A 22,645-nucleotide genomic window follows, 5' to 3' on the forward strand; every position below is an offset into this window, starting at 1 on the left:
TAGGCCGGGACCCGCCGCGCCGTACCCCGATCGGGCTTACGGAACCCTTACCGAGCAGGGATTTCTTACCATCCGGTGACACGCCTGCGGCGTGTGTCCCGCGGGGCGGCGGCGGGCCGTACCGTGCGGTCGTCATGAGATCCGCACCCACGCTGCGCCGCGCCCCCGCCGCGGACCGGACCGGAGCCCCGCACCGGGGCGACCTGGTCGTGGTCGCGGTCGAGGCGGCGCTGCTCGCCGCCGCCGTCGTGGTCGGCCTGGCGCTCAACCGGCGCGGCGTGGGGCTGCACGCCGACGCCGCGCCGCTCTACGCCACCTGGCGTCCGCACGTCGGCTGGGGTACGCCGCTGGCGGTCCTGGTCGCGCTGGTCGTGCTCGGGCCCGGGCTGCGCTGGGCACGCACGGCACGCTGGGGACCGTTGCTGGCCGCCGGCTGGCTGGCGGCGGTGGCCTGGACGCTGGCGCTGGCCCTCGTGGACGGCTGGTCGACCGGGCTGGCCCGGCGGCTCACCCCCCAGGCCGAGTATCTGCACGAGGTGCCCGGGGTGACCGACATCCCCCGGATGCTGGCCGGCTTCACCGACCGGATCCTGGACTTCCAACCCGACTCCTGGTCCACGCACACCGCCGGACACCCGCCGGGCGCGCTGCTGGTCTTCGTCTGGCTGGACCGGGTCGGTCTCGGCGGCGGCGCCGCCGCCGCGCTCTGCTGCGTGCTGGTCGGCGCGACCGTCGCGGTGTCCGTGCCGGTCACGCTGCGGGCGCTCGGCGCCGCCGACGCCGCCCGGACGGTGCTGCCGTTCCTGGTGCTGCTGCCCGGGGCGGTGTGGCTGGGCGCCTCCGGCGACGCGGTGTTCACCGGCGTGGTCGCCGCCGGGCTGGCCCTGCTGGCGGTACGCGGACCGACGGCCGCGCTGGCCGGCGGGCTGCTGCTCGGCTTCGCGCTGCACCTGTCGTACGGGTTCGTGCTGGTGGGCGCGCTGGCGGTGACCGTGCTGGCGCTGCGACCCGACCGGCGCCGGTCGGCGCTGCTCGCCGCGACCGCCGGTGTCGCCGCCGTCACCACGCTCTTCGTGCTGGCCGGCTTCCGCTGGTGGGAGGGGTACGACCGGGTGGTCGAACGCTACTACCAGGGCTGGGCGGCCGACCGCCCGTACGCGTACTGGGTCTGGGCGAACCTGGCGGCGTTGCTGATCTCCGCCGGGCCGGTGCTCGGGCCGGCGCTGCGTCGCGCCGCCGTGGCCGCCCGGGCCGGCTGGCGGACCGGCGTCGACCGGGTCGGAAGCACGCGGGCCACCGCCGTGGCGGACGCCGGCGGGACCGACCCGGTCGGCACGTCCTCGTCACCCGGTCGGTCGGCGGGCCGGCTCGTCCGGCGGGTCGTGGCGCTCGGGCCGACCGTCCTGCTGCCGGCCGCCGCCGCGCTGGTGGTGGCCGCCGCCGACCTGTCCGGGATGAGCAAGGCCGAGGTGGAGCGGATCTGGCTGCCGTTCGTGGTCTGGCTGCTGGTCGCCGTCGCGCACCTGCCGGCACCGGCCCGCCGCCGCTGGCTCGCCGCCCAGGCCCTGACCGCCCTCCTGGTCAACCACCTCCTCCTCACCGTCTCCTGACCCCCGCGTCGGCGGAGCGGGGGAGTCAGGCGGGGGAGAGGGCGGCGGGGGCGCGGAGGGGATCGGTGGCGAAGGCGGTGACGCCCTCGACGAAACCGACCCGCGCGGTGTAGCCGAGCAGCTCCCGGGCGCGGGCCGGATCGGCCACCACGTGCCGCACGTCGGCCGCCCGCGCGCCGCCGACCACCTCCGGCGCCGGGCCGTCCATCGCCCGGGCCAACGCCACCGCCAGGTCGCCGACCGTGTGCGGCTCGCCGGAGCAGACGTTCACCGCGACCAGACCGTCCGGCGGCGGCGCGGTCAGCGCCAGCAGGTTCGCCCGGGCCACGTCGGTCACGTGCACGAAGTCCCGCCGCTGGCGTCCGTCCTCCAGCACGACCGGCGCCCGCCCGGCGGCCAGCGCCGAGCGGAACAGCGAGGCCACCCCGGCGTACGGGGTGTCGCGGGGCATCCGCGGCCCGTACACGTTGTGGTAGCGCAGCGCCCACACGCCGCCGCCGGTCTGCCGGGCCCACGCCGCGGCGTAGTGCTCCTGGGCCAGCTTGCTGGCGGCGTACGTGCTGCGCGGCTCCAGCGGCGCGTCCTCGGGCACGAGGGCCGGGGCGAGCGTGCCGCCGCAGGCGGGGCAGGTCGGGTCGTAGCGGCCGGCGGCCAGGTCGGCGGTGCGGCGCGGGGCCGGACGGACCACGCCGTGCCGGGCGCAGGTGTAGCGCCCCTCGCCGTAGACCACCATGGAGCTGGCCAGCACCAGCCGCCGTATCCCGGCCCGGTGCATGGCGGCCAGCAGCACCGCCGTGCCGAGGTCGTTGTGCCCCGCGTAGTCGGGAGCGTCGGACGGGTCCAGCCCGTGGCCGACCATCGCCGCCTGGTGGCAGACCGCGTCGACGCCGGGCAGCAGGCGGTCCAGCAGCGCGGCGTCGCGCACGTCGCCGACCACCGGGTCGTGCCGGCGGGACCACTCCGGCAGCGTCCCGCCGTGCGCCTGCGGCAGCAGGGCGTCCAGGCAGACCGGCTGGTGGCCCTCGGCGGCCAGCAGGTCGGCGATCTGCGATCCGATGAACCCGGCCGCGCCGGTGACCAGTACCCGCATACCGGCCCACGCTAGGGCACCCGGGAGCGGCCGGGGGCCGGTTCGCCGGGGACGTCAGCGGTCCGTAAGGGACGGCGGTGGTAAGGCTTCGGTAATGCGGCAAAAGCCGCCGTGAGGTGGCGTCGACGTCTAGCGTCCGAATCCGGGAGCGCCGGCCGTCCGGCCGGCGCCGACGCCCAGGGAGGTGCCGTGCCCACCGATGCTGCGACCGCGGGAGGCGGCGGGTCCGACGCCCCGCCGCCGCCCGGACCCGGGCCCGCCGCTCCGGCCCGGCTCTGGCGCGCGCTGGACCGGCGCCGTCCGCCCGGCGTCGACGCGGTGGACCGGTCCTGGCGCAGTCCGGTACGCGGACCGTGGCTGACCTCGGTGCTGGGCGCCGCGCTGCTGGTCACGCTGCCGCTGGTGATCGTCACCGGGCTGCTCGACTGGATCGCCTACGGCCCCCGCCTCGGGCAGGCGTTTCCCCGGGACGTGGGCTGGCTGCACCCACCGGTGTTCGACTGGCCGACCCGCCCGGTGTGGCTGTTCCGCCTCACCCAGGGGCTGCACGTCACGCTCGGGATCGTGCTGGTGCCGGTGGTGCTGACCAAGCTCTGGTCGGTGGTGCCGAAGCTGTTCGCCTGGCCGCCGGCCCGCTCGCTCGCACAGGTGCTGGAACGCCTGTCGTTGCTGCTGCTGGTCGGCGGGATCCTGTTCCAGAGCGCCACCGGCCTGCTCAACGTCCAGTACGCGTACCTGTTCGGCTTCGACTTCTACACCGCACACTGGTACGGCGCCTGGGTGTTCACCGTCGCGCTGGTGGTCCACGTGACGATCAAGCTGCCCCGGCTGGTGACCGCGCTGCGCGGGCCGGGCTTCGCGCGTACCCCGGTGGCACGGACCCGGCCGGAGCCGCGCGATCCGGACGGCCTGGTGGCCCGCCACCCGGGCCCGGCGACGATGAGCCGCCGAGGCGTGCTGGCGCTGGCCGGTGGGGGCGCGCTGCTGCTGGCCGCGCTGACCGTCGGGCAGAGCGTGGACGCGCTGCGACGGACCGCGTTGCTGCTGCCCCGCAGCCGGCGGGTGGGCGACGGGCCGACCGGTTTCCCGGTCAACCGCACCGCCGCCGCGGCCGGCGTCACCCCCGAGCAGACCGGCGCCGGCTGGCGGCTGACGCTGCGCGCCGGAGACCGGACGCGGACGCTGGACCGGGCCCGGCTGCTCGCGCTGCCCCAGCACACCGCCACCCTGCCGATCGCCTGCGTGGAAGGCTGGTCCACGTCGCAGACCTGGACCGGCGTACGCCTGCGGGACCTGGCCGCGCTGGTCGGGGCCGACGCGCCCGCCGTGGCCCGGGTCCGGTCGCTGGAGCGGAGCGGGCAGTTCAACCGGGCCACCCTGCACGGCGGTCAGGTCACCGACCCGGATGCGCTGCTCGCGCTGCGGGTCAACGGCGTCGACCTCAGCCCCGACCACGGCTTCCCGGCGCGGGTCGTGGTGCCCGCGCTGCCCGGCGTGCACTGCACCAAGTGGGTCGAGGAGATCGTGTTCGATGGCTGACTTCCGGCGGGCGTACGGCGCGGCGCCCTGGCATCTGCTGCTCCTGGTCGGCTGCTTCGCGGTGACCGGGTGGATCGCGTTGCGGCTGGCCGGCGAGCCGACCGCCGGCCGGATGCTGCTGTGGTTCCTCGGCGCGGTGGTCGCGCACGACCTGGTGCTCTTCCCGGCGTACGCGGCGGTCGACCGGTTGCTGGGACGGGTCGGCCCGACGCCGCGCAACCACGTCCGTGTCCCGGCGCTCGGGTCGGGGCTGCTGTTCCTGGTCTACCTGCCCGGCATCCTCGGACTGGGCGACGGCACCTACACGGCGGCCACCGGCCTGGCGCCCCGGCCCCTGCTCGGCCGCTGGCTGGCGGTCACCGCCGTGCTCTTCGCCGCCAGCGCACTGCTCTACGCGCTCCGCCGGACCAGACACCGTCCGCCCGCACCACCGCCGTGACCCCGCCCTCCGGCGTGCGTGCGATGGCCCGGCGTGCGGTGGTCTGGCGTGCGACGTCTCGGCGGGTGGCGGTCGAGCCTCCGACGGCCTGCCGTGCGACGTTGCGGCCCACGGCGGGCGGCCCACGGCGGGCGGCGTGCGGCCCACGGCGGGCGGCGCGGCTCACGGCGCGCGGCTCACGGCGCGACCAGCGGGCAGATGCGTCGTCGTCCGCCGCCCCGGGGCGTGGCGGTATTCGGCGGTTCCGACGGCCTCTCGTTGTCCCGCCCGTAGCCAGGACGGTTGACCTCCTGAGACCGATATACCGAATAGGCATAATTATGACTCTCCGGTATATCGGTGAAAGCGAGGGCCTTCCCGCCCCGAGTCACGCTCCGTGACCTCCTCGATGGAGGGCCGGCGTCGGAGTCCGCAGCTGGCCACCGGCCACGGCCACCGGCCACGGCCACCGGTCATCGGCCCCGGCCGCGGGCGCCGGCCGCGGGCACCGGGCGCCGGCCGCGGGCACCGGGCGCCGGCCGCGGGCTGCCGGTGGTCCGGGAGCTGCCCGCGACGGCTGGCGGGCCGGGCGGGGCAGGGGAGAACGTCACGATGGAAACGGGCGCGGGTCGGACAGGAACGGGACCGGTCAGGCGCCGGGGCCGACCAGCAGGGCCGCGACCGTGGCCGCCGTGGCGAGCGCGGCCAACGCGGCGCTGGTCGCCACGAACCGGCCGAGCGGCACCGCCACGCCGGCGGCGCGGCAGCGTTCGTACCAGATCAGGGTCGCCAGCGAGGCCCACGGCGTGGCCAACGGGCCGACGTTCGTGCCGACCAGCAACGCCAGCAACTGGGTGTGCCGGTCGACGGCGATGACCGCCTCGCCGGCCAGGTAGGCCGGCAGGTTGTTGACCACGTTGCTGAACAGCGCCCCGACCGCGCCGGCCCGCAGCGCCCCCTCGGCCCCCGGGTCGGCGCCGATCAACGCGCCCATCACCGTGTCCAGGCCGTGCCGGCCGATGGTCTGCACCACCAGGAACAGCCCGGTCACGAAGACCAGCAGCCGCCACGGCACCAGCGCCGGCCGTAGCCGGTGCCGGGCCCGCACCGCGAAGCCGGCGACCAGGATCGCGGCGGCCACCCCGGAGGCGATCCCGATCTCGATCCCGGCCAGGACGGCGGCGACGAACAGCAGGCAGGCGGCGAGCGCGGTCCGGTAGAGCGTCCGGTCCGGCGGCACGTACGGCGGCGGCGGGACGAACGGATCAGCGCCGGCGCGGGCCGGTCGCCAGTACCACCACCAGAGCAGCAGCATGGTGATCGCGATGGCGACCAGCTGCGGCCACCACATCCGGGCCGCCCAGGGCAGCGGGTCGAGACCGATCCGGTCGCTGGCCAGGATGTTGGTCAGGTTGGACACCGGCAGCAGCAGACTCGCCGTGTTGGCCAGCCACACCGTGGTCATCGCCAGCGGGGTCGGCGGCACGTTCAGGGTGCGGGCCAGGGCGATCATCACCGGCGTCAGCAGCACCGCCGTGGTGTCCAGGTTGAGCGCGATCGTGGTCAGCGAGGCGACGGCGACGCAGAGCCAGAACAACGCCCGGAAGCTGCCCCGGGCGGTGATCGCCACCCGGGCGGCGAGCGCGTCGAAGACCCCGGCCACCGCGGTCAGCTCGGCCAGCACCACCACCGTGCCGAGGAAGATCAGGATGGGGACGATCCGCCGCACGGTGGCCTCGGCGTCGGCGCGGGGGAGCAGCCCGGTGAGCACGCAGCCCACACCGACCACGGCCAGCCCGATCGCGATCCAGTCCAGCGTGTGCAGGCGCCGCCGACGGGGCCGGTCCGGCGCGGCGGACGGCGGATCGCCGACGGTCTCCACGAGGGATGATCCTCGCACACCCGGCCGCGCCCGGTCCGACCCGACGCGATCACGGCCCGGGCAGCCGAGGGTGTCGATCTGTTGACCGTCGGTGGCCATAATGACCACGTGGCTGTAGGCGCGCACCCCACCCGGTCCGACCGCCCCATCGACTTCTTCATCAGCTACTCGCCCGCCGACGAACGCTGGGCGACGTGGCTGGCCTGGGAGTTCGAGGCCGCCGGTTACCGCACCCTGCTCCAGGCGTGGGACTTCGTCGCCGGCACCAACTTCATCGACTTCATGGACCGGGGGGTCCGTGAGGCCGAGGTGGTGGTGGCGGTGCTGTCCGAACGCTACCTGCACTCGACGTACGGCAAGCTGGAGTGGCAGGCGGCGCTGCGCGCCGACCCGGACGGCACCGGCAACAAGCTGGTCACCGTGCGGGTGGAGGACTGCCCCATCGACGGCCTGCTCGCCACCATCACCTACGTCGACCTGGTCGGGGTGGACGACCCGGCGCAGGCGCGCGCCCGGGTGCTGGACCGGATCCGGGAGGCGCTCGACGGCCGGGCCAAGCCGATGCGGCAGCCGGCCTTCCCGCACCACCCCGACGACCCGCACGGCGTGCTCGCCGCCCCCGCCGGCGGCGCGCCCGCCCAGCGCCGCGCCCGGCGTACGCCGATCAACCCGCCGCCGTTCCCGCCGGCCTCGGTCGCCCCGCCGACGGCCCGCGACACGGTCACCGTGCTCCAGGTCGCCGGCCCCCGCTTCGGCCGGGGGGTGATCTCCCCGGGTGACCCGGTCACCCCGGGCGAACGCCAGGAGCACCTGATGGGTGACCTGACGCTGCTGATGAACGACGGGGTGCCCCGGCCCGACCTGCTCGTGGTGGCCGGCAACCTGACCGAGTCCGGCAGCCCGCGCGAGTTCTCCGACGCGTTGAGCTTCCTCACCGGGCTGCGCGTGCTGCTCGGGCTGGAGCCGCACCGCCTCGTCGTGGTGCCCGGCCCGCGGGACGTGACGATGGCCGCCTGCCGGGCCTACTTCGCCACCTGCGAGGCCGACGACGTCGACCCGCAGCCGCCGTACTGGCCCAAGTGGCGGCACTACGCGCGCCTCTTCGACGAGCTCTACCAGGGTCTCGACGACCGGATCTTCGACAGCGAACAGCCGTGGACGCTGTTCGGCGTGCCCGACCTGCGGGTGGTGGTGGCCGGGCTGAACTCCACCATCGCCATCACCCACCGCGAGGAGGACCGGTACGGCTTCCTCGGCGAGGCACAGTCCAGCTGGTTCGCCCAGCGGCTGCGCCACTACCAGCAGTCCGGGTGGCTGCGGCTGGGCGCGATGGCGCACGCCCCGGGCCCGCGCAGCCCGTACGCCGACGAGGCCCCGCCGGACGGGGTGTCGCTGCGCGACCGGGGCTCGGTCAACCGGCTCGTCGGCCCGATGCTCAACCTGCTGCTCTCCGACGCCGCGCCGGCCGCCCGGGTCGACCCGGTGGTGCCCCTGGCCACCGCGCCCCGTGACGCCCGGGCGCAGGTGCTGCGGCTCGGCGCGGACGGGATGACCCGGTGGGTGCTCGGCCGCGACGACCGGCTGGAGGTCGGCGAGTCGACGGCGGTGAGCTGGCCGCGCGCCGAGGCCACCTTCGGCGCGGCCGGGCCGGCCCAGGTGCCCGACCCGCGCCGGCCGGCCGCCGTGGAGGGGCCCACCCAGAGCGAGCCCGCCGCCCCGGTGGCGACGCCGCGGTCGCCGGTGGACCGGCTGCTCGACCGCCTCGGCGAGGTCTGCGAGGCCCGCTACGACCGGGTGGTGGTGCGCCGGATCGACGCCGACCCGCCGCACCTGTACGTCAGCTACCGCTCCGACGGCGTCGTCCGGCAGCAGCGGGTCGGCGCGCACGTGGGCACCCCCGGGCCGGCCGACGTGGACCGGTTCGCCCGCCGGGTCCACGCCACCGACCCGGACCTCGGCTCCGAGCTGGTCTACGACGGCGACCGGGCGCCGCGCGGGCTGGCCGAGGAGGCGCAGCGGCGCGGCGTACGGCTGCTGCACCTGACCGAGTTCCAAGGTCTGCTCGACCTGCGCGACTACGTCGCCGCGCAGACCGCCCGGCTGCAGGCCGACCGGCTCTACCCGCCCGGGCAGTACGTGCCGCAGCGTTACCGCCACCTGGTCGGCGCCGACCAGCGGGTCCGCGACGACGTGGTGGACGAGCTGCTGGAGACCGTGTCCGCCCCGGACGGCCGGTTCGTGCTGGTGCTCGGTGACTTCGGGCGCGGGAAGACGTTCGCGCTGCGTGAGGTGGCCCGCCGGCTGCCCACCGCCGCGCCGGACCTGATCCCGATCCTGGTCGAGCTGCGCGCGCTGGACAAGGCGCACTCCGTCGACGGCCTGGTCGCCGCGCACCTGGCCAACCACGGCGAGCAGGTGATCGACCTCAAGGCGTTCCGCTACATGTTGCGGCAGGGCCGGATCGTGCTGCTCTTCGACGGGTTCGACGAGCTGGTGGCCCGGGTGACCTACGACCGGGCGGCCGACCACCTGGAGACGCTGCTCCAGGCGGCCGAGGGCAACGCGAAGATCGTGGTGAGCAGCCGTACCCAGCATTTCAAGACCAACTCGCAGGTGCTGACCGCGTTGGGCGAGCGGGTCGGTCTGCTGCCGCACCGCCGGGTGCTGGCCGTGGAAGACTTCACGCCCGGCCAGATCGAGGCGTTCCTGCGCAACCGCTACGGCGGCGACGAGCAGGCCGCCCGGGAGCGGCTGAACCTGCTCGCCGGCGTGAAGGACCTGCTCGGCCTCTCCCGTAACCCGCGCATGCTCGGCTTCATCGCCAACCTCGACGAGGGCCGGCTGGCCGCCGTCGCGGGGGCCGGTGGCACGTTCAGCGCCGCCGCCCTCTACCGGGAGATCCTGGAGTCCTGGCTGGACTTCGAGGAACGGCGCACCCAGGGCATCCCGGGGGCGCCGGTGAACCTGCGCCGGCCCGAGCTGTGGCAGGCGGTGAGCCGGCTGGCGTTCCAGCTGTGGGAGAGCGGCGAGTCCTACCTGCGGCTGTCCGAGCTGACCGAGGCCACCGGCCAGCTCGCCGGGCGGGCCGAGTCCCGGCTGTCCGGGCCGCAGGCCGCGCACGCGGTCGGCGCCGGCAGCCTGCTGGTGCGCACCGACGACGGACTGTTCGGGTTCATCCACACCTCGGTGATGGAGTGGCTGGTCGCCGAGGGCGTCGCCGAGCAGCTCAACCGGGGCGAGGAGCCGGCCGCGCTGGCGGTCCGGTCGTTGTCCGCTCTGGCCGTGGAGTTCCTCGGCGACCTCGCCGACCCGGCCCGGTGCACCGCGTGGACCGCCCGGGTGCTCGGCGACGAGACGGCCGGCGAGACGCTGCGCGCCAACGCGCTGCGGCTCAGCGCGCGGCTGCGCCTGCCCGACCGGGCCGACCTGCGCGGCGCGGTGCTGCGCGGCGAGGACCTGTCCCACCGGGAGCTGGCCGGGGCCGACCTGACCGGCGCCGACCTGACCGACACCCGGCTGGTCGCCACCAACCTGACCGAGGCGCGGCTGGAGCACGCCCGGCTGCGCGGCGCCCGCCTGGACCAGACCCGCCTCGCCGGGGCGGACCTGCGCGACGCGGAGCTGGCCGGCGCCCGCCTGTTCCGCGCCGACCTGAGGGGGGCCCGGATCGCCGGCAGCAGGTGGCACCGGACGGCGCTGATCGACGTCAGCGCGGACGCGGCGCTGCTGCGGGCCCCGGAACTGCGGGGCGCCGTCGTCGCGCCGGGCCGTGCGGTGGCGCCGGGCCTGGCGCCACCCGCGGTGGGCGTCGGGTACGGCTTCGAGGTGGGCCGGCTGCCGGTGCCGGTGGCGTACAGCCCGGACGGCGCGGTGCTCGCCGTGGGCAGCGACGACGGTGGTGTGCTGCTGTGCGACACGGCCACCGGGCTGCCGGTGCGCACGTTGCCGGGGCACCGGTCCCGGGTCTACGCGGTGCGCTACGACGCCGCCTCGCACCAGCTCGTCACCGGCGCGGCCGACCTCACCGTCCGGCTGTGGGACGCCGACCACGGCGACGTGCGGCACGTCATCGAGGACGTCTTCGCCGGCTGGGTGTGGCCGCTGCTCACCGACGGCCGCCGGGGCCGGCTGGTGGTCGGCGACGCGGCCGGCGTGGTCCGGCTCTTCGACACCCGTACCGCACGGATGCGCCACGAGTGGCCCGGGCACGCCGCGCCGATCTGGGGCACCTCGTTCAGCCCGGACGGCCGGCGGGTGGTGGTCGCCGACAGCGCCGGCGCGGTGCGCGGCTGGGACATCCACACCGGCAAGCTGGCGTTCGAGGTGCGCGAGCCGGAGGTGGTCTACCGGGTGGTGCACTCACCGGACGGCCGGCTGCTGGTCGCCGTGGGGCAGCACGGCCGGGTGTGGGTCCGGCGGGCCACCGACGGCGCGACGGTGCGCCAGCCGCGCGGCCACGAGGCCGACGTGTACGCCCTCGACATCCACCCCGACGGCACGCTGATGGCCACCGGTGACACGCACGGCGCGCTGCGCCTGTGGGAGACCGAGACCGGGCGGCCGGTCCGGGTGCTCGGCCGGCAGCGCGGCGCGATCTACAGCGTCCGCTTCAACGGTGACGGCAGCCTGCTCGCCACCGCTGCCAGCGACGGCGCGATCCAGATCTGGGACACCGACGACGGTCAGGTGCGGCACGAGCTGACCCGGCACCGCGGCTCGGTCTGGCCGGTGGTCTGGCGGCCCGACCAGGCGCAGGTGGCGACCAGCAGCAACGACGGCACCACCCGGCTGTGGGACGTGCGCAGCGGGCAGCTCCAGCACACCTTGCGCGGGCACGGGCGGCGGGTCACCGCGCTGTCGTTCCGGGACGACGGCGAGGTTCTGGCGGCCTGCGGCAACGACGGGGTGATCCGGCTCTGGGAGCCGCGGACCGGCCGGTTGCTGCGGCAGCTCGCCAGCCCGGCGGACCGCCTGCTGTCGGTGGTGTTCTGCCCGGAGGAGCCGCTGGTCGCCACGCCCAGCGGCGACGGCGGCGTGCACCTGTGGAACACCGACACCGGCGCGGACGAGCGGGAACTCAACGTCGACACCGACCACGTCTGGGCGGTCGCGTTCAGTCCCGACGGCGACGCCCTGGCCACCGCGAACGACGACGACACCGTCCGCCTCTGGTACCGCCGCACCGGCCGGCACTTCGCCACGCTCACCCCGCACCGGGGCCGCGTGCGCACCGTGGCGTTCAGCCCCGACGGCGAGACCATCGCCACCGGCTGCGACGACCAGACGGTACGGCTGTGGGACGCGGCCACCGCCACCTGCCGGATGACGTTGGAGCACCACACCGACCGGGTCTACTCGGTGGGCTTCAACAGCGAGGGCACGTTGCTGGCCAGCGCGGGGAACGACGGCGCCGCGGTGGTGTGGGACGTGGCCACCGGGGAGGCGCGCACCGTGCTCACCGAGCACACCGGTCGGCTCTGGTCCTGCGCGTTCAGCCCGGACGGCAACCTGCTCGCCACCGCCGGCGACGACCTGGTGATCCGCCTCTGGGACCCGGGCACCGGGCGGCTGCACGGCACCCTCGCGGCGCACACCCGGCGGGTCTGGTCGGTGCACTTCAGCCCGGACAGCAGCCTCCTGGCCAGCGCCGGCGACGACGGCACCATCCGACTGTGGGACGTGGCCGACCCGGAGCACGCCCAGTTGCGGACCACGCTGATCGGCCTGCCGGACGGTTGGGCGGCGGTCAGCCCGGACGGCCGGTACAAGCTGGACGGTGACCCGGGCGGCCAGTTCTGGCACGTCATCGGCACCTGCCGGTTCGAGGTCGGCGAACTCGACCCCTACCTCACCCAGGTCCGCCGCCTGGCCATCGACGCCCCCTTCTGACCCCGCTGGCCCCGGTCGCGACGGTCCGGGCTTGATCCACTCCGGGTCGGCGAGGTGGCGGGGTCCTGGCGCGTTCGACCCCGCCACGTCGGCGACCTGGTGTCGATCATGCCGGGCCGACCCAGCGGACCTCGCCGTCGTGCCACACGTAGGTGGGGGCCAGGCCGCAGGCCGTGGCCACCGCCGCCGACGCGCGGTGGTCGGGGTGGATGTGGGCCACGAGGGTACGCACCCCGCCCTGCCCCAGCCAGCCGGCCATCGCGCGGGCGGCCTCGGTGGCGATCCCGCGCCCCTGCCAGGGGGTGCCCACCACCCAGGCGATCTCCGCGACCGGCCCGGCGGCGGCCGGGTCCGCGTCGGTGAGGTGCCGGTGGCCGACCGCCCGCGCGCCGCCCGTCGCGCCGTCCGGTGCCGACCCGTGGGGCTCGGTGACGGTGGCCTGCACGGTGCCGGCGAGGTGGCCCGAGTCGCGTACCCGGATCACCCAGTTGCACCACGACTCGGCCGGGTCGGGCGAGCCGGCGACCAGCCGTTCGTAGCGGGCCCGCAGCGCCGTCGCCGCGGCGGGCGCGCCGCCGATGAAGGTGTGCAGCGCCGGGTCGGCGAGCACGCCGGCCATCTCCTCGGCGTGGTCGGCGCACAACGGCAGCAGGAGCAGGCGCGCGGTGTGGATCGTTCCGGGGGTGAACCCGCCCATGGCGTCAGCGCCGGGGCGCGAGGTGGGCGACGAACGCCCGCCAGGCCGGCGGCGTGAAGACGAGGACCGGTCCGCTCCGATCCTTCGAGTCGCGCACGCCGACCACCCCGGCCACGCCGTCGGCCACCTCGACGCAGTCGCCGCCGTTGTTTCCGCTCTTCGTGCTCGTGCGCCACCGCGCACCGGTCAGGTCCATGAACGTGCCGCTTCCCTTATGACGTCGAGGGAGTGTGCTCTGGACAGAGCCTCGCCGCGCAGCCGCTCCCAGCGCCGTTCCAGGGTAGCAACGTCCTCGGCTTTGTCGATGATGTGCGCCTGAGCCTGACTGTCCACGTGCGCGACCCGTCCACCGTCGGGCAGTTCCGCCAGGGTGAAGGGGCCGCCGAGTCCCGGGTACATGCCGGCCGACAGCGGCACGACGTAGACCTGGACCGCGGGCAGTGTGGCGCACTCGGCCAGGTGAGCGAGCTGCTCGGCCATCATCGCCCGATCGCCGCCGGCGGTGCGCCGGAGAACGGACTCGTCGATGACGGCGATCAGGAGCGGGGGGCGGTCACGGCGCAGGATCGCGTGCCGGGCGATCCGCGCGGCGGTCAGCCCGGCGATCTCGGCTTCGGACAGCGCCTCTCCCGCCAGGGTCGCCCGTGCGTAGGCCTCGGTCTGCAACAGACCCGGAATCCAGGCGAGCTGAAAGCTTCGGAGCGACGTCGCTTCTCGTTCGATGTCGGCCCAGGGGCGGAACCAGGCCGGTTCCTTGCGCTTGAGCGCGTCCGGCCACAGCTCCGCCGCGTCCCGGCCGAGCAGTTCGGCGACCTGGGCGCGGTGCCTGGTCTGCGGGATGCGGCCCTGGCTGGCCCAGCGGGCCGCGGTCTTCGGGTCGACGCCGACCCGCTCGGCGAGGCTCTCGGCGGTGTGGCCCGCCTCGGCCATCGCGGCCGCCACGGCGCGGTTCATCCTGACGTCCTCCTCGAACATCCCGGGCATCCCGCAGCCATCCTGCAACGCAGTGTGATTGTCCCGCAACGCTCGGCAGGGTTCTGGTCGACGGCATGTCGCCGCGACGAGAGGGGACGGTCGATGCCGGAGGAGCGGGCCCGCGTGGTGGGGCCGGACGTACCCGAGGGGGAGCGGGACGGATCGCCGGGCCGGCACCGGGCGACCGGTCCGGCCTGGGTGTGCGACGCCTGCGGCGCGGACTGGCCGTGTCCGGCGTGGACGGCGACGCCCACGGACGCGGCGCGGCGGGCGGAGCTGCTGCCGGAGTTCGTCCGGCTGGCCCGGCGGGCGATCCGTGACCTGCGCGGCCGTCCCGGTGGGCCGCAACCGCCGCAGATCGTGCGGCGGTTCCTGTGGTTCCTGCCGTTGACCGACGAGGAGGCGCGCGCGGTCGCGCTGAGGCTGCGGTGAGCCGGGGTCGCCGGGAGCACGTCCCGTCGCGGCCGACCTGGCGGTGCCGGGCGTGCGGGATCGCCTGGCCGTGCTCGCCGGCGAAGCTGCGGCTGCTCGCGGCCTACCGGGAGGCGCGTCCCGCGCTGCTGGTCCTTCTGGCCACGCTGTACGCGCAGGCCGAGGCGGACCTGCCCGCCCCGGCGCGGGGCGGGCAGGCGGTCGACCGTTACCGGCGTTCGTCGGTTGGGTGGGGCGCCGGGGCGGGCGGTGAGCGCCGCCCGTCCGGGCGGGGGATCCGGTCAGCGCCGCCACTTCTGGTTGGCGGTGCCGCCGCACTCCCAGATCTGCAGCCGGGTGCCGTCGGCCGAGCTGGGGCCGGTGGCGTCCAGGCACTTGTTGGCCTGCGGGTTGACGATGTCGCCGGCGGAGCTGAACACCCACTTCTGCGCTCCGGTGCCGTTGCAGTCCCACAGTTGCACCTTGGCGCCGTTGGCGGTCGAGCCGGAGGTGACGTCGAGGCACTTGCCGAGCGCGCGCACCGAGCCGTCGGCGTTCCAGGTCCAGCGCTGGGCGGCGGTGCCGTTGCAGGTCCACAGTTGCACGGCGGTGCCGTTGGCGGTGTTGGCGCCGGCCACGTCGACGCACTTGTCGCCGTAGCCGACGATCTGGCCGCCGCCGGTGCCCCCGCCGCCGTTGTCCCAGGCCTGCACCCGCACGTAGTCGATCGTCATGGTCTGCGGGAACGTGGTGGAGCCGTCCGGCGAGCCGGGCCAGTTGCCGCCCACCGCCACGTTCATGATCATGAAGAACGGGTGGTCGAAGACCCAGCGGTTGCCGCCCGCGTCGGCCGGGGTCTTGCGGGAGTACGCGACGCCGTCGAGGTACCAGGTGATCGAGTCGGGCGCCCAGTCCACGGTGAACGTGTGGAACGCGTCGGCGAGGGCCTGCCCGCCGGGCAGTGAGGTGGACGCGCCGATGCCGTTGCCGCCGGAGTAGCCCGGGCCGTGCAGGGTGCCCCACACGGTGGACGGCGCGTAGCCGACGTTCTCCATGATGTCGATCTCGCCGCTGTTGGGCCACGGGTTGGTGCCGATGTCGTTGCCGAGCATCCAGAACGCCGGCCACAGGCCCTGCCCGCGCGGGACCTTGATGCGGGCCTCGAACCGCCCGTACGCCTGGGCGAACGTGCCGTTGGTGAGCAGGCGGGCCGAGGTGTACTGGCAGCTGCCGTACCAGCAGTTGTAGCCGGCCGGGTTCTCCTTGCGGGCGGTGATGACCAGGTTGCCGTTGCCGTCGAGCGCGGCGTTGCGGGTGCTGGTGGTGTAGTACTGCAACTCGTTGTTGCCCCAACCGCTGCCGCCGACGTCGTAGCGCCACCTGCTCGCGTCGGGTGCGGCGCCGGCCGGGCCGTTGAAGTCGTCGGACCAGGTGACCGCGCCGGGGGCGGCCATCGCGGGGGTGCTCGGAACGGTGGTGAGGGCGGCGGTGAGGCCGACCGCCGCCATCGCCAGTGCGGCGACGGTACGGATGCTGCGCACGGGGTGCCTCCTGCGGTGGTGGGGGTGGGTCGTTCCCGTGCCGGCGGCCGGGCCCGCCGAACGGTAAACAAACCATAAAGATAGGCTTCGATGAAGGTATGAACGAAGCCGTCCCCTGTCAAGAGAGCGCTCCCCGTCGATGCGTGCCGGTCGTCAGGCGGCGTCGGCCGGCACCGGCTGTCGATCCCGCGCCGACGGCGGTCGGCGCATCTCCCGCCACGGCCCGCCGAGCAGCGGCGTCAGCACCACCAGCAGGTAGCAGGCGCCGATGGTGACCAGCGTGGACGTGGGACCGAACCGGTCGGCCGCCAGGCCCGCGCCGACCGCGCCGACCGGCATGGCCGCCCACGCGCCGGCGCCGATCACCCCGAACACCCGGGCCCGCATGCCCGGCGGCACCCGCTCCACCTCCACCGCGCCCATCAGCGGGTTGAGCGCGCCGGCGGCCAGCCCGGCCACCGCCACCACCGCGACCACCACCGGCAGCGGCGGCGCGGCGGCGAGCGCCCACAGCGGCGGCGCGCCGCACACCGCGAAGGCGGTGACGAACGTGGCCCGGCGGGGCAGCCGGTGGCCGATGGCGCTGAACACCAGCGAGCCGACCAACGCGCCCCCGCCCATGGTGCCCACCAGCAGGCCGAACGCGGCCGGCCCGCCGAGTTCCCGGTCGGCGACCACCGGCAGCAGCACCTGGCTCTTGGCCGCGTCGAACAGGTTGGTCACCAGCACCAGCAGGACCATCGCCCGCAGCAGCGGCTCGCGGACCAGGAACCGCAGCCCGGCCGCGAACTCCGACCAGTAGCCGCGCCGGTCGGGCTCCGGCTCCTCGGCGGCCGGGCGCAGGCCGCGCGGCACCAGCAGCGCCACGACCAGCGCCGACACGGCGAACGTCACCGCGTCGATGGCCAGCACCGGCACCGCACCCAGCACGCCGACCAGCAGCCCGGCGACCGGCGCACCGATCATGCGGGCGCCGCGCGAGGTCGCCTCCTCCCAGCCGATCGCCCGCTCGATCGGCACCCCGGCGGCGGCCGCGGCCTCCGGCATCAGCGCGGTCCGGGCGGTCTGGCCCGGGGTGTCCAGCAGCCCGCTGACGAAGACCAGCGCCAGCAACGCCGGGAACGGCAGGCCGACGGTGGCGTGCAACAGGGGTACGGCGGCGATCGTCACGCCGGAGACCACGTCGGCCAGCACGCTGGACCGGCGGTAGCCGATCCGGTCGACCAGCACGCCGCCGAACGCGCCGCCGAGCACCACCGGCGCGGTGGCGAACGCGCCGGCGAGCCCGGTGGCCGCCGGCGAGCCGGTCTCGGCCAGCACGTAGAGCGGCAGCGCGATCAACGTCAGCACGTTGCCGGTCAGCGAGACGGCGTGCCCGATCAGCAGCCCGGCCAGCGGCCGGCGGTCGCCCGTCACCGCGGGCCCCGGTAGGCCTGCCAGATCAGCGTCACCATCTCCGCGCCCGGCCGCCCGGGCGCGCCGCGTGCCTGCCACCGGGCGCCCAGCTCGGACAGCTCCCGGCGCAGCTCCACCAGCTCGTCCGGGGTCAGGTGCAGCACCGTGTCGCTGCTGGTGGTGCCGCGCACCCAGGCCCGGTCGAGGTCGGCCTCGGACTCCAGGTATGCCAGGTAGCGGTCCACGTAGCGCTGCATGGCGGCCCGGCGCAACAGGTCGGAGGCGAGCCGGCGCTCCGGGTCGTCGAGCAGCTCGACCGGTTCCCACTGGGTGCGGGCGTGCGCCGCCTGCCACCACCGCTCGCGACGGTCGCGGGCCAGGTCGGGCGCCTCCGTCACGAAGCCGTGCTCGGCCAGCTTGCCCAGGTGGTAGCTGACCGAGCCGACCGCCTCGCCGGTGTGTTCGCTCAGCAGGCCGACGGTCTGCGCACCGCGCCGGCGCAGCTCGCCGAGCAGGCGCAGCCGGGTGGGATGGGCCAGCGCCCGCATGGCCCGCGCGTCGGTCAGGTGCACGGTGCTCGGATCGTCCGCCATGCCGCCACGCTAGACCAACAAGAAATGATGTACAAGGAGTGTTGTATGTCGCCGCCTCGATCAGTCGACGCAGAACTCGTTGCCCTCCGGGTCCGCCATCACGATGTGGCCGGCGGCCAGCGGGGGAGCGGGCTCGTGCCGGTCCCCCCGGGTCGCCCCGAGCGCGACCAGCCGGTCGGCCGCCGCCTCCAGCGCCGCCATCCGGGCCTCGCCGGTGAGCCCCGGCGCGGCCCGCACGTCCAGGTGCAGCCGGTTCTTGGCCCGCTTCGGCTCCGGCACCCGCTGGAAGAACAGCCGCGGACCGGAGCCCTCGGGGTCGACCACCGCCGACGCGTCGTTGTGCCGCTCCGGCGGCACACCCATCGCGGTCAGCGCCTGCTCCCACGAGTCGAAGCCCTCGGGCGGGCCCTGGACCCGGTAGCCGAGGGCCTCGGCCCAGAACGCCGCCAGCTTCGCCGGGTCGGCGCAGTCGAAGGTGATTTGCACGTCGCGGGCCATCTCAGCTCGCCTTCCGTCCTGCCCGCCGGCGAGGCGGCGGCGCGTGTGATCGGTCGCCGTCCAGCTTGCCGGAGCCAGCGGACAGGAACTGTCCGCAACACGTGGGCGGACCGATCAGGCGCGGCGGCCGACCGTACGGCCCTTGAGGCGGCGGCCCATCTCCCGGGCGATCTCCCGGTTGGCGTCGCGCTCGGCGAGCACCTGGCGCTTGTCGTACGAGCGGCGGCCCCGGGCCAGCCCCAGCTCGACCTTGGCCCAGCCGTCCGCGAAGTACATCGACAGCGGCACCAGCGTGATCCCGCCGTCGCGCAGCCGTTCCAGGATCCGGGCGATCTCCACCCGGTGCAGCAGCAGCTTGCGGGTACGTCGGGGCGCGTGGTTGGTCCAGGTGCCGAAGCCGTACTCGGCGATGTGCAGGCCGTGCAGCATGATCTCGCCGTCGTGCTCCTGGGCGAACGCGTCGACCAGCGACACCCGACCCTCGCGCAACGACTTCACCTCGGTGCCGGCCAGCACGATGCCCGCCTCGTAGGTCTTGAGCACGTCGTAGTCGTGCCGCGCCTTCTTGTTCGAGGCGATCAGCTTGCGCCCGTTCTCCCTGGCCACGCCGGCAGGATACCCGCCGGCGCCGGCACGGAGCCGACGCCGGCGGGCGTGGTGGGGAGGATCAGACCCGGCACTGCCAGGAGTACGGGTCGCCGAAGCGGACGAAGCGCTCGACGGTCGCGTACCCGAGGGTGGTCTCCCGGCAGGCGGCCAGCACGTCGATGTCGGAGTAGGTCACGCCGGCCCGGCTGTAGCGCACGCAGCGCCAGTCGTAGACCGTGCCGCCGCGCAGCTCCGCGGTGGAGTTGCCGGTGACCTGGCACCAGCGGGTCAGGTCCGGCGTCACCACGTCGGCGCGGACCCGCCAGCAGCGCACCGAGGTCGGATCGTAGAAGTCGCCGATCCGGTCCGTCGCCGCGTCGGTCCGGTACGTCCATCGGCACGCCGCCTCGAAGGTCAGGTCGCCGAGGCGGCCGTCGCCGGCCCGGCAGTGCCAGTCGTACGCGGTCTGACCGGTCAGCACCGCGTCGGCCGCGCCGAGCGACCGGCAGTACGCGCCGAGGTCGAGGCCGCCCAGCTCCTGCGGGGGCGGCGGGGAGGCGTGCGCCGCGGCGGGTCCGCCGAGCGCGGTGGCGAGCAGGGCCAGCGTGGTGAGCAGTGCGCGCACTGTGCGTCGCATGGTCGTCCTTCCGGTCACGGGGTGAGGCGGTGGTGGTGCGGTGGTCAGCGGTCGCAGGGCGGGACGCCCCGGAATCCGGTGGTGAGGTCGGCGACGACCTGGACGGTGCCGGGCGCGCCGGTGGTGACCGTCCGGTCGGCGACGTCGGCGCAGCCGGCGTCGCTGTCGGTCCAGGTCTGCTCCACGTGCGCCCAGTCGCCGAGCGTGTACTTGTAGGCCAGCTCGGTCCCGGCCGGCACGGTGAGCACCGTGCGGTACGGGCCGGTCCGGTCGACCGGGCGCAGCGGCACGCCGGACGGATCCCAGTCCGGCAGGCCGGTGCCGAGCCGGCTCAGCGTGCCGGCCAGGCGTACCCCGGCGCTCTCGACCGTCGGCTCGCCGGGGCGCACCTCGGCCCGCACCAGCAGGCGGGTGGTCGCGCCGGGTCGGCCGGTGGCGGCGCGCAGCGCCAGGTCGACGTCGAGCACCCCGGCGCCGCAGCGGCACTCGTCGGGTCGGGCGCTGGGCCGGGCGGTCGCGGTGAGCAGCGCCGCCGCCTCGGCGGGACGCAGGTCGGGGCGGCGGTCGAGCAGCAGCGCCACGGCGGCGCTGACGTGCGGCGCGGCCATGCTCGTGCCGGCGTACGCCGCCCAGCCGTCGCCCTCGGGCACGGTGCGGCCGGTGTCGACGGTGGACCGTACGCCGTGCTCCCGGTCGCCGCCGGGGGCGGCCAGCTCGACCGCCGTACCCCGGTTGGAGTAGCCGGCCCGTTCGCCGTCGACGGTGCTGGCCGCGACCGTGAGCACCCCGGCGCAGCTCGCCGGCGTCTGCTGGGCGGCGTCGGCGCCGGCGTTGCCGGCGGACACCACCACTGTCGCGCCCCGCGCCACGGCGTCGTCGATCGCGGCCTGCGTGGCCGGGTCGCACGAGCCGGGCGCACCGAGGCTGAGGTTGAGCACCCGGGCGGGGGTGGGGTTGTCCGGCACCCCCGGCACGCGTCCGCCGGCGGCCCAGACGATCGCGTCGACCAGGTCGGCGGTGGTGCCACCGCACCGGCCCAGGACGCGCACCGGCTGGATCCGCGCACCGGGGGCGAGCCCGGCCACCCCACTCTCGTCGCGCGCCGCGACGGTGCCCGCGACGTGGGTGCCGTGCCAACTGCTCGGGCGGAACTCCGCGCCGCAGTCGCCCGGCTCGGCCCAGTCGCCCTGGTCGGTGGCGTCCGGGTCGCGTCCGTCGCCGTCGCGGGCGTCGTCCGGCGCGCTGACGAAGTCGTAGCCGGGGAGCAGCCGCCCGGCCAGGCCGTGGTGCCGGGTGACACCGGTGTCGAGCACCGCGACGGTCACGCCGGCGCCGTCCGCGCCGGTGGCCCAGGCGGCGTCCGCGTACACGCCGCCGACCGGGTCGTGCAGGTCCCACGCGACGGGCGGGACCGGGTCGGTGTCGGCGCGCAGTCGGGTCTCCTGGCCGGCCCAGGCCACGTCGGCGCGGGCGCGCAGCCGGTCGAGCAGCGCCGCCACGCCGCGGGCGGGCAGGGCGTGGTCGGCGCGCACCAGCAGGTCACCGGTGGCGAGCGTGCGCCGGACGGCCAGCCGGACGCCGTCGGCCCGCCCCACCGCGGCGAGGTCGTCGGTGAGCGCGGCCGGGCCGGCGGCCGGTCGCACCAGGAACGCGGGCGCAGCGGCCGGCGGGGGCCCGGCGACCGCCGGGGCCGGCGCGGGGACGGTGGCGAGGACGACCACCGCGAGCGGGAGGGCGAGGCGACGAAGCACGCCATCACGCTAGGAGCGCTTGGAAAATCTTTCAAGGCTTGCAAGTGGACAGTCTTGATAAGAAAGGATTTCCGGAAACTTGCGAAAGTGAACGATGGTCCGGTGAGCTGCGGACCGACCCGTCGGTCCGATCCGGGGTGTGGGACGCCGCCGCCCGGTCCCGCGCCTAGGCTGGCCGGGACGGGTGACGACGGGAGCGGTGGATGACACGGGTGGCGGTGCTCGGCCTCGGCGGCATGGGGACGCCGATGGCGGCCAACCTGGTCGGCGCCGGCCTGGACACGGTGGTGTGGAACCGGCACCCGGAGCCGGCCCGCGCGCTCGCGGACCGGGGCGCCGAGGTGGCCGCCGACCCGGCCGACGCGGCCCGGCGGGCGGACGTGGCGGTGACCATGGTGACCGACGCCGCCGCGGTGCGCGCCGTCGCCGTCGACCAGGGCATGCTCGCCGCGCTGCCGGCCGGGGCGGTCTGGGCGCAGATGAGCACCATCGGGGTCGCCGAGACCGCACGGCTGGTCGAACTGGTCGCCGCCGAGCGCCCCGACGTCACGCTGGTCGACGCGCCGGTGGCCGGCAGCCGGGGCCCGGCCGAGCAGGGCAGGCTCGTGGTGCTCGCCTCCGGGCCGGACCAGGCCCGTGAGCGGGTCGCGCCGGTCTTCGACGCGGTCGGCCAGCGGACGCTGTGGCTCGGGCCGACCGGCGCCGGCTCGCGGCTCAAACTCGTCAACAACCTGCTGCTCGCGTTCGTCAACGAGGGCGTCGCCGCGGCGGTCGCCCTCGGCGACACGCTCGGCCTCGACCGCGACACCGTGCGGGAGGCGCTGGGCGGCAGCCCGCTGGTGTCGCCGTGGGCGGCCGAGAAGCTGGGCCGGATCGTCCGCGACGAGCACGGCGCGCAGTACGCGCTCGCGCTGGCGCTCAAGGACGTGGAGCTGGCGCTGCGGGAGGCGCCGCCGGGCAGCTTCCCGGCCGGCGAGGCGCTGGCGGCCGAGTGGCGGCACGCGGTGGACCAGGGCCTCGGCGACGACGACCTGACCGTGGTGACCCGGGTGCTCGGATCCGGCGCGACCCGCCGACCTTAACCTCGGCGAGAGCTTCTCTTAGCCCGGCCCTGGGACGCGGGCTCCTACC

18 protein-coding genes are annotated in these 22,645 nt (G+C 75.6%); 6 read left to right on the plus strand and 12 right to left on the minus strand.

Annotated elements, in window-relative coordinates:
- The first annotated feature begins 134 nt into the window (after positions 1-134).
- Entirely contained in the window at positions 135-1,610 is a 1,476-nt protein-coding gene (locus CO540_RS02990; RefSeq protein ID WP_099160805.1) for a hypothetical protein, read from the plus strand.
- Between the two features lie 25 nt (positions 1,611-1,635).
- Here CO540_RS02990 and CO540_RS02995 read toward each other — a convergent pair whose 3' ends face one another.
- On the minus strand, positions 1,636-2,700 hold the full coding sequence (locus tag CO540_RS02995) for an NAD-dependent epimerase/dehydratase family protein (RefSeq protein ID WP_099160806.1): 1,065 nt from the start codon (positions 2,698-2,700) through the stop codon (positions 1,636-1,638).
- A 189-nt stretch (positions 2,701-2,889) separates the two neighbouring features.
- Here CO540_RS02995 and CO540_RS03000 point away from each other — a divergent pair, with 189 nt between their 5' ends.
- Complete coding sequence (locus CO540_RS03000; protein ID WP_099160807.1) at positions 2,890-4,239, plus strand: molybdopterin-dependent oxidoreductase; 1,350 nt, start codon at positions 2,890-2,892, stop codon at positions 4,237-4,239.
- Positions 4,232-4,678: a hypothetical protein gene (locus tag CO540_RS03005; protein WP_099160808.1), complete on the plus strand. Its 447-nt coding sequence runs from the start codon at positions 4,232-4,234 to the stop codon at positions 4,676-4,678. The genes CO540_RS03000 and CO540_RS03005 overlap by 8 nt, the downstream gene beginning before the upstream one ends.
- 628 nt (positions 4,679-5,306) lie before the next feature.
- On the opposite strand, the gene CO540_RS03010 is transcribed toward CO540_RS03005, so the two are convergent.
- Complete coding sequence (locus CO540_RS03010; RefSeq protein WP_099160809.1) at positions 5,307-6,539, minus strand: SLC13 family permease; 1,233 nt, start codon at positions 6,537-6,539, stop codon at positions 5,307-5,309.
- A gap of 108 nt (positions 6,540-6,647) precedes the next feature.
- Here CO540_RS03010 and CO540_RS03015 point away from each other — a divergent pair, with 108 nt between their 5' ends.
- Positions 6,648-12,428: a TIR domain-containing protein gene (locus CO540_RS03015; protein ID WP_099160810.1), complete on the plus strand. Its 5,781-nt coding sequence runs from the start codon at positions 6,648-6,650 to the stop codon at positions 12,426-12,428.
- A gap of 106 nt (positions 12,429-12,534) precedes the next feature.
- On the opposite strand, the gene CO540_RS03020 is transcribed toward CO540_RS03015, so the two are convergent.
- Genes CO540_RS03020 through CO540_RS03030 form a run of 3 tightly spaced genes read right to left on the minus strand, consistent with a single transcriptional unit; the run spans position 12,535 to position 14,079 of the window.
- Positions 12,535-13,125 (minus strand): GNAT family N-acetyltransferase, encoded by a 591-nt coding sequence (locus CO540_RS03020; protein ID WP_099160811.1) that lies wholly within the window; start codon positions 13,123-13,125, stop codon positions 12,535-12,537.
- 4 nt (positions 13,126-13,129) lie between these two features.
- A complete protein-coding gene (locus tag CO540_RS03025; protein WP_099160812.1) occupies positions 13,130-13,321 on the minus strand; it encodes a DUF397 domain-containing protein in 192 nt (63 codons plus the stop codon).
- The gene (locus CO540_RS03030) at positions 13,312-14,079 is read right to left on the minus strand and encodes a Scr1 family TA system antitoxin-like transcriptional regulator (RefSeq protein ID WP_099164564.1); all 768 of its coding nucleotides are present in this window, start codon (positions 14,077-14,079) and stop codon (positions 13,312-13,314) included. The genes CO540_RS03025 and CO540_RS03030 overlap by 10 nt, the downstream gene beginning before the upstream one ends.
- A 123-nt stretch (positions 14,080-14,202) precedes the next feature.
- On the opposite strand from CO540_RS03030, the gene CO540_RS03035 reads away from it, so the two are divergent.
- Positions 14,203-14,532, plus strand: coding sequence for a hypothetical protein (locus CO540_RS03035; RefSeq protein ID WP_253866398.1), 330 nt, complete (start codon positions 14,203-14,205; stop codon positions 14,530-14,532).
- 281 nt (positions 14,533-14,813) lie between these two features.
- On the opposite strand, the gene CO540_RS03045 is transcribed toward CO540_RS03035, so the two are convergent.
- The 7 genes from CO540_RS03045 to CO540_RS03075 all read right to left on the minus strand — a co-directional run bounded on the left by CO540_RS03045 (position 14,814) and on the right by CO540_RS03075 (position 21,514).
- A complete protein-coding gene (locus CO540_RS03045; RefSeq protein WP_099160813.1) occupies positions 14,814-16,052 on the minus strand; it encodes a glycoside hydrolase family 16 protein in 1,239 nt (412 codons plus the stop codon).
- Positions 16,053-16,205: 153 nt separating this feature from the next.
- Positions 16,206-17,468 (minus strand): MFS transporter, encoded by a 1,263-nt coding sequence (locus CO540_RS03050; RefSeq protein ID WP_099160814.1) that lies wholly within the window; start codon positions 17,466-17,468, stop codon positions 16,206-16,208.
- A complete protein-coding gene (locus CO540_RS03055) occupies positions 17,465-18,040 on the minus strand; it encodes a winged helix-turn-helix domain-containing protein (RefSeq protein ID WP_099160815.1) in 576 nt (191 codons plus the stop codon). The genes CO540_RS03050 and CO540_RS03055 overlap by 4 nt, the downstream gene beginning before the upstream one ends.
- A gap of 60 nt (positions 18,041-18,100) precedes the next feature.
- Positions 18,101-18,538: a VOC family protein gene (locus CO540_RS03060; protein WP_099160816.1), complete on the minus strand. Its 438-nt coding sequence runs from the start codon at positions 18,536-18,538 to the stop codon at positions 18,101-18,103.
- 114 nt (positions 18,539-18,652) lie between these two features.
- Positions 18,653-19,144 carry an SsrA-binding protein SmpB gene (gene smpB / locus CO540_RS03065; protein WP_099160817.1) on the minus strand — a complete coding sequence of 164 codons (492 nt, stop codon included), beginning with the start codon at positions 19,142-19,144 and terminating at the stop codon, positions 18,653-18,655.
- A 61-nt stretch (positions 19,145-19,205) separates the two neighbouring features.
- Positions 19,206-19,763, minus strand: coding sequence for a hypothetical protein (locus tag CO540_RS03070; RefSeq protein ID WP_157779045.1), 558 nt, complete (start codon positions 19,761-19,763; stop codon positions 19,206-19,208).
- 44 nt (positions 19,764-19,807) lie between these two features.
- Positions 19,808-21,514, minus strand: coding sequence for a S8 family serine peptidase (locus tag CO540_RS03075; protein WP_099160819.1), 1,707 nt, complete (start codon positions 21,512-21,514; stop codon positions 19,808-19,810).
- A 203-nt stretch (positions 21,515-21,717) separates the two neighbouring features.
- Between CO540_RS03075 and CO540_RS03080 the strand changes: the two genes are divergently transcribed.
- On the plus strand, positions 21,718-22,596 hold the full coding sequence (locus CO540_RS03080; RefSeq protein WP_099160820.1) for an NAD(P)-dependent oxidoreductase: 879 nt from the start codon (positions 21,718-21,720) through the stop codon (positions 22,594-22,596).
- The last annotated feature ends 49 nt before the right edge of the window (positions 22,597-22,645 follow it).

This window comes from Micromonospora sp. WMMA2032 (assembly GCF_002688545.1).
In the GTDB taxonomy this organism is placed as follows: Bacteria; Actinomycetota; Actinomycetes; order Mycobacteriales; family Micromonosporaceae; genus Micromonospora; species Micromonospora sediminicola.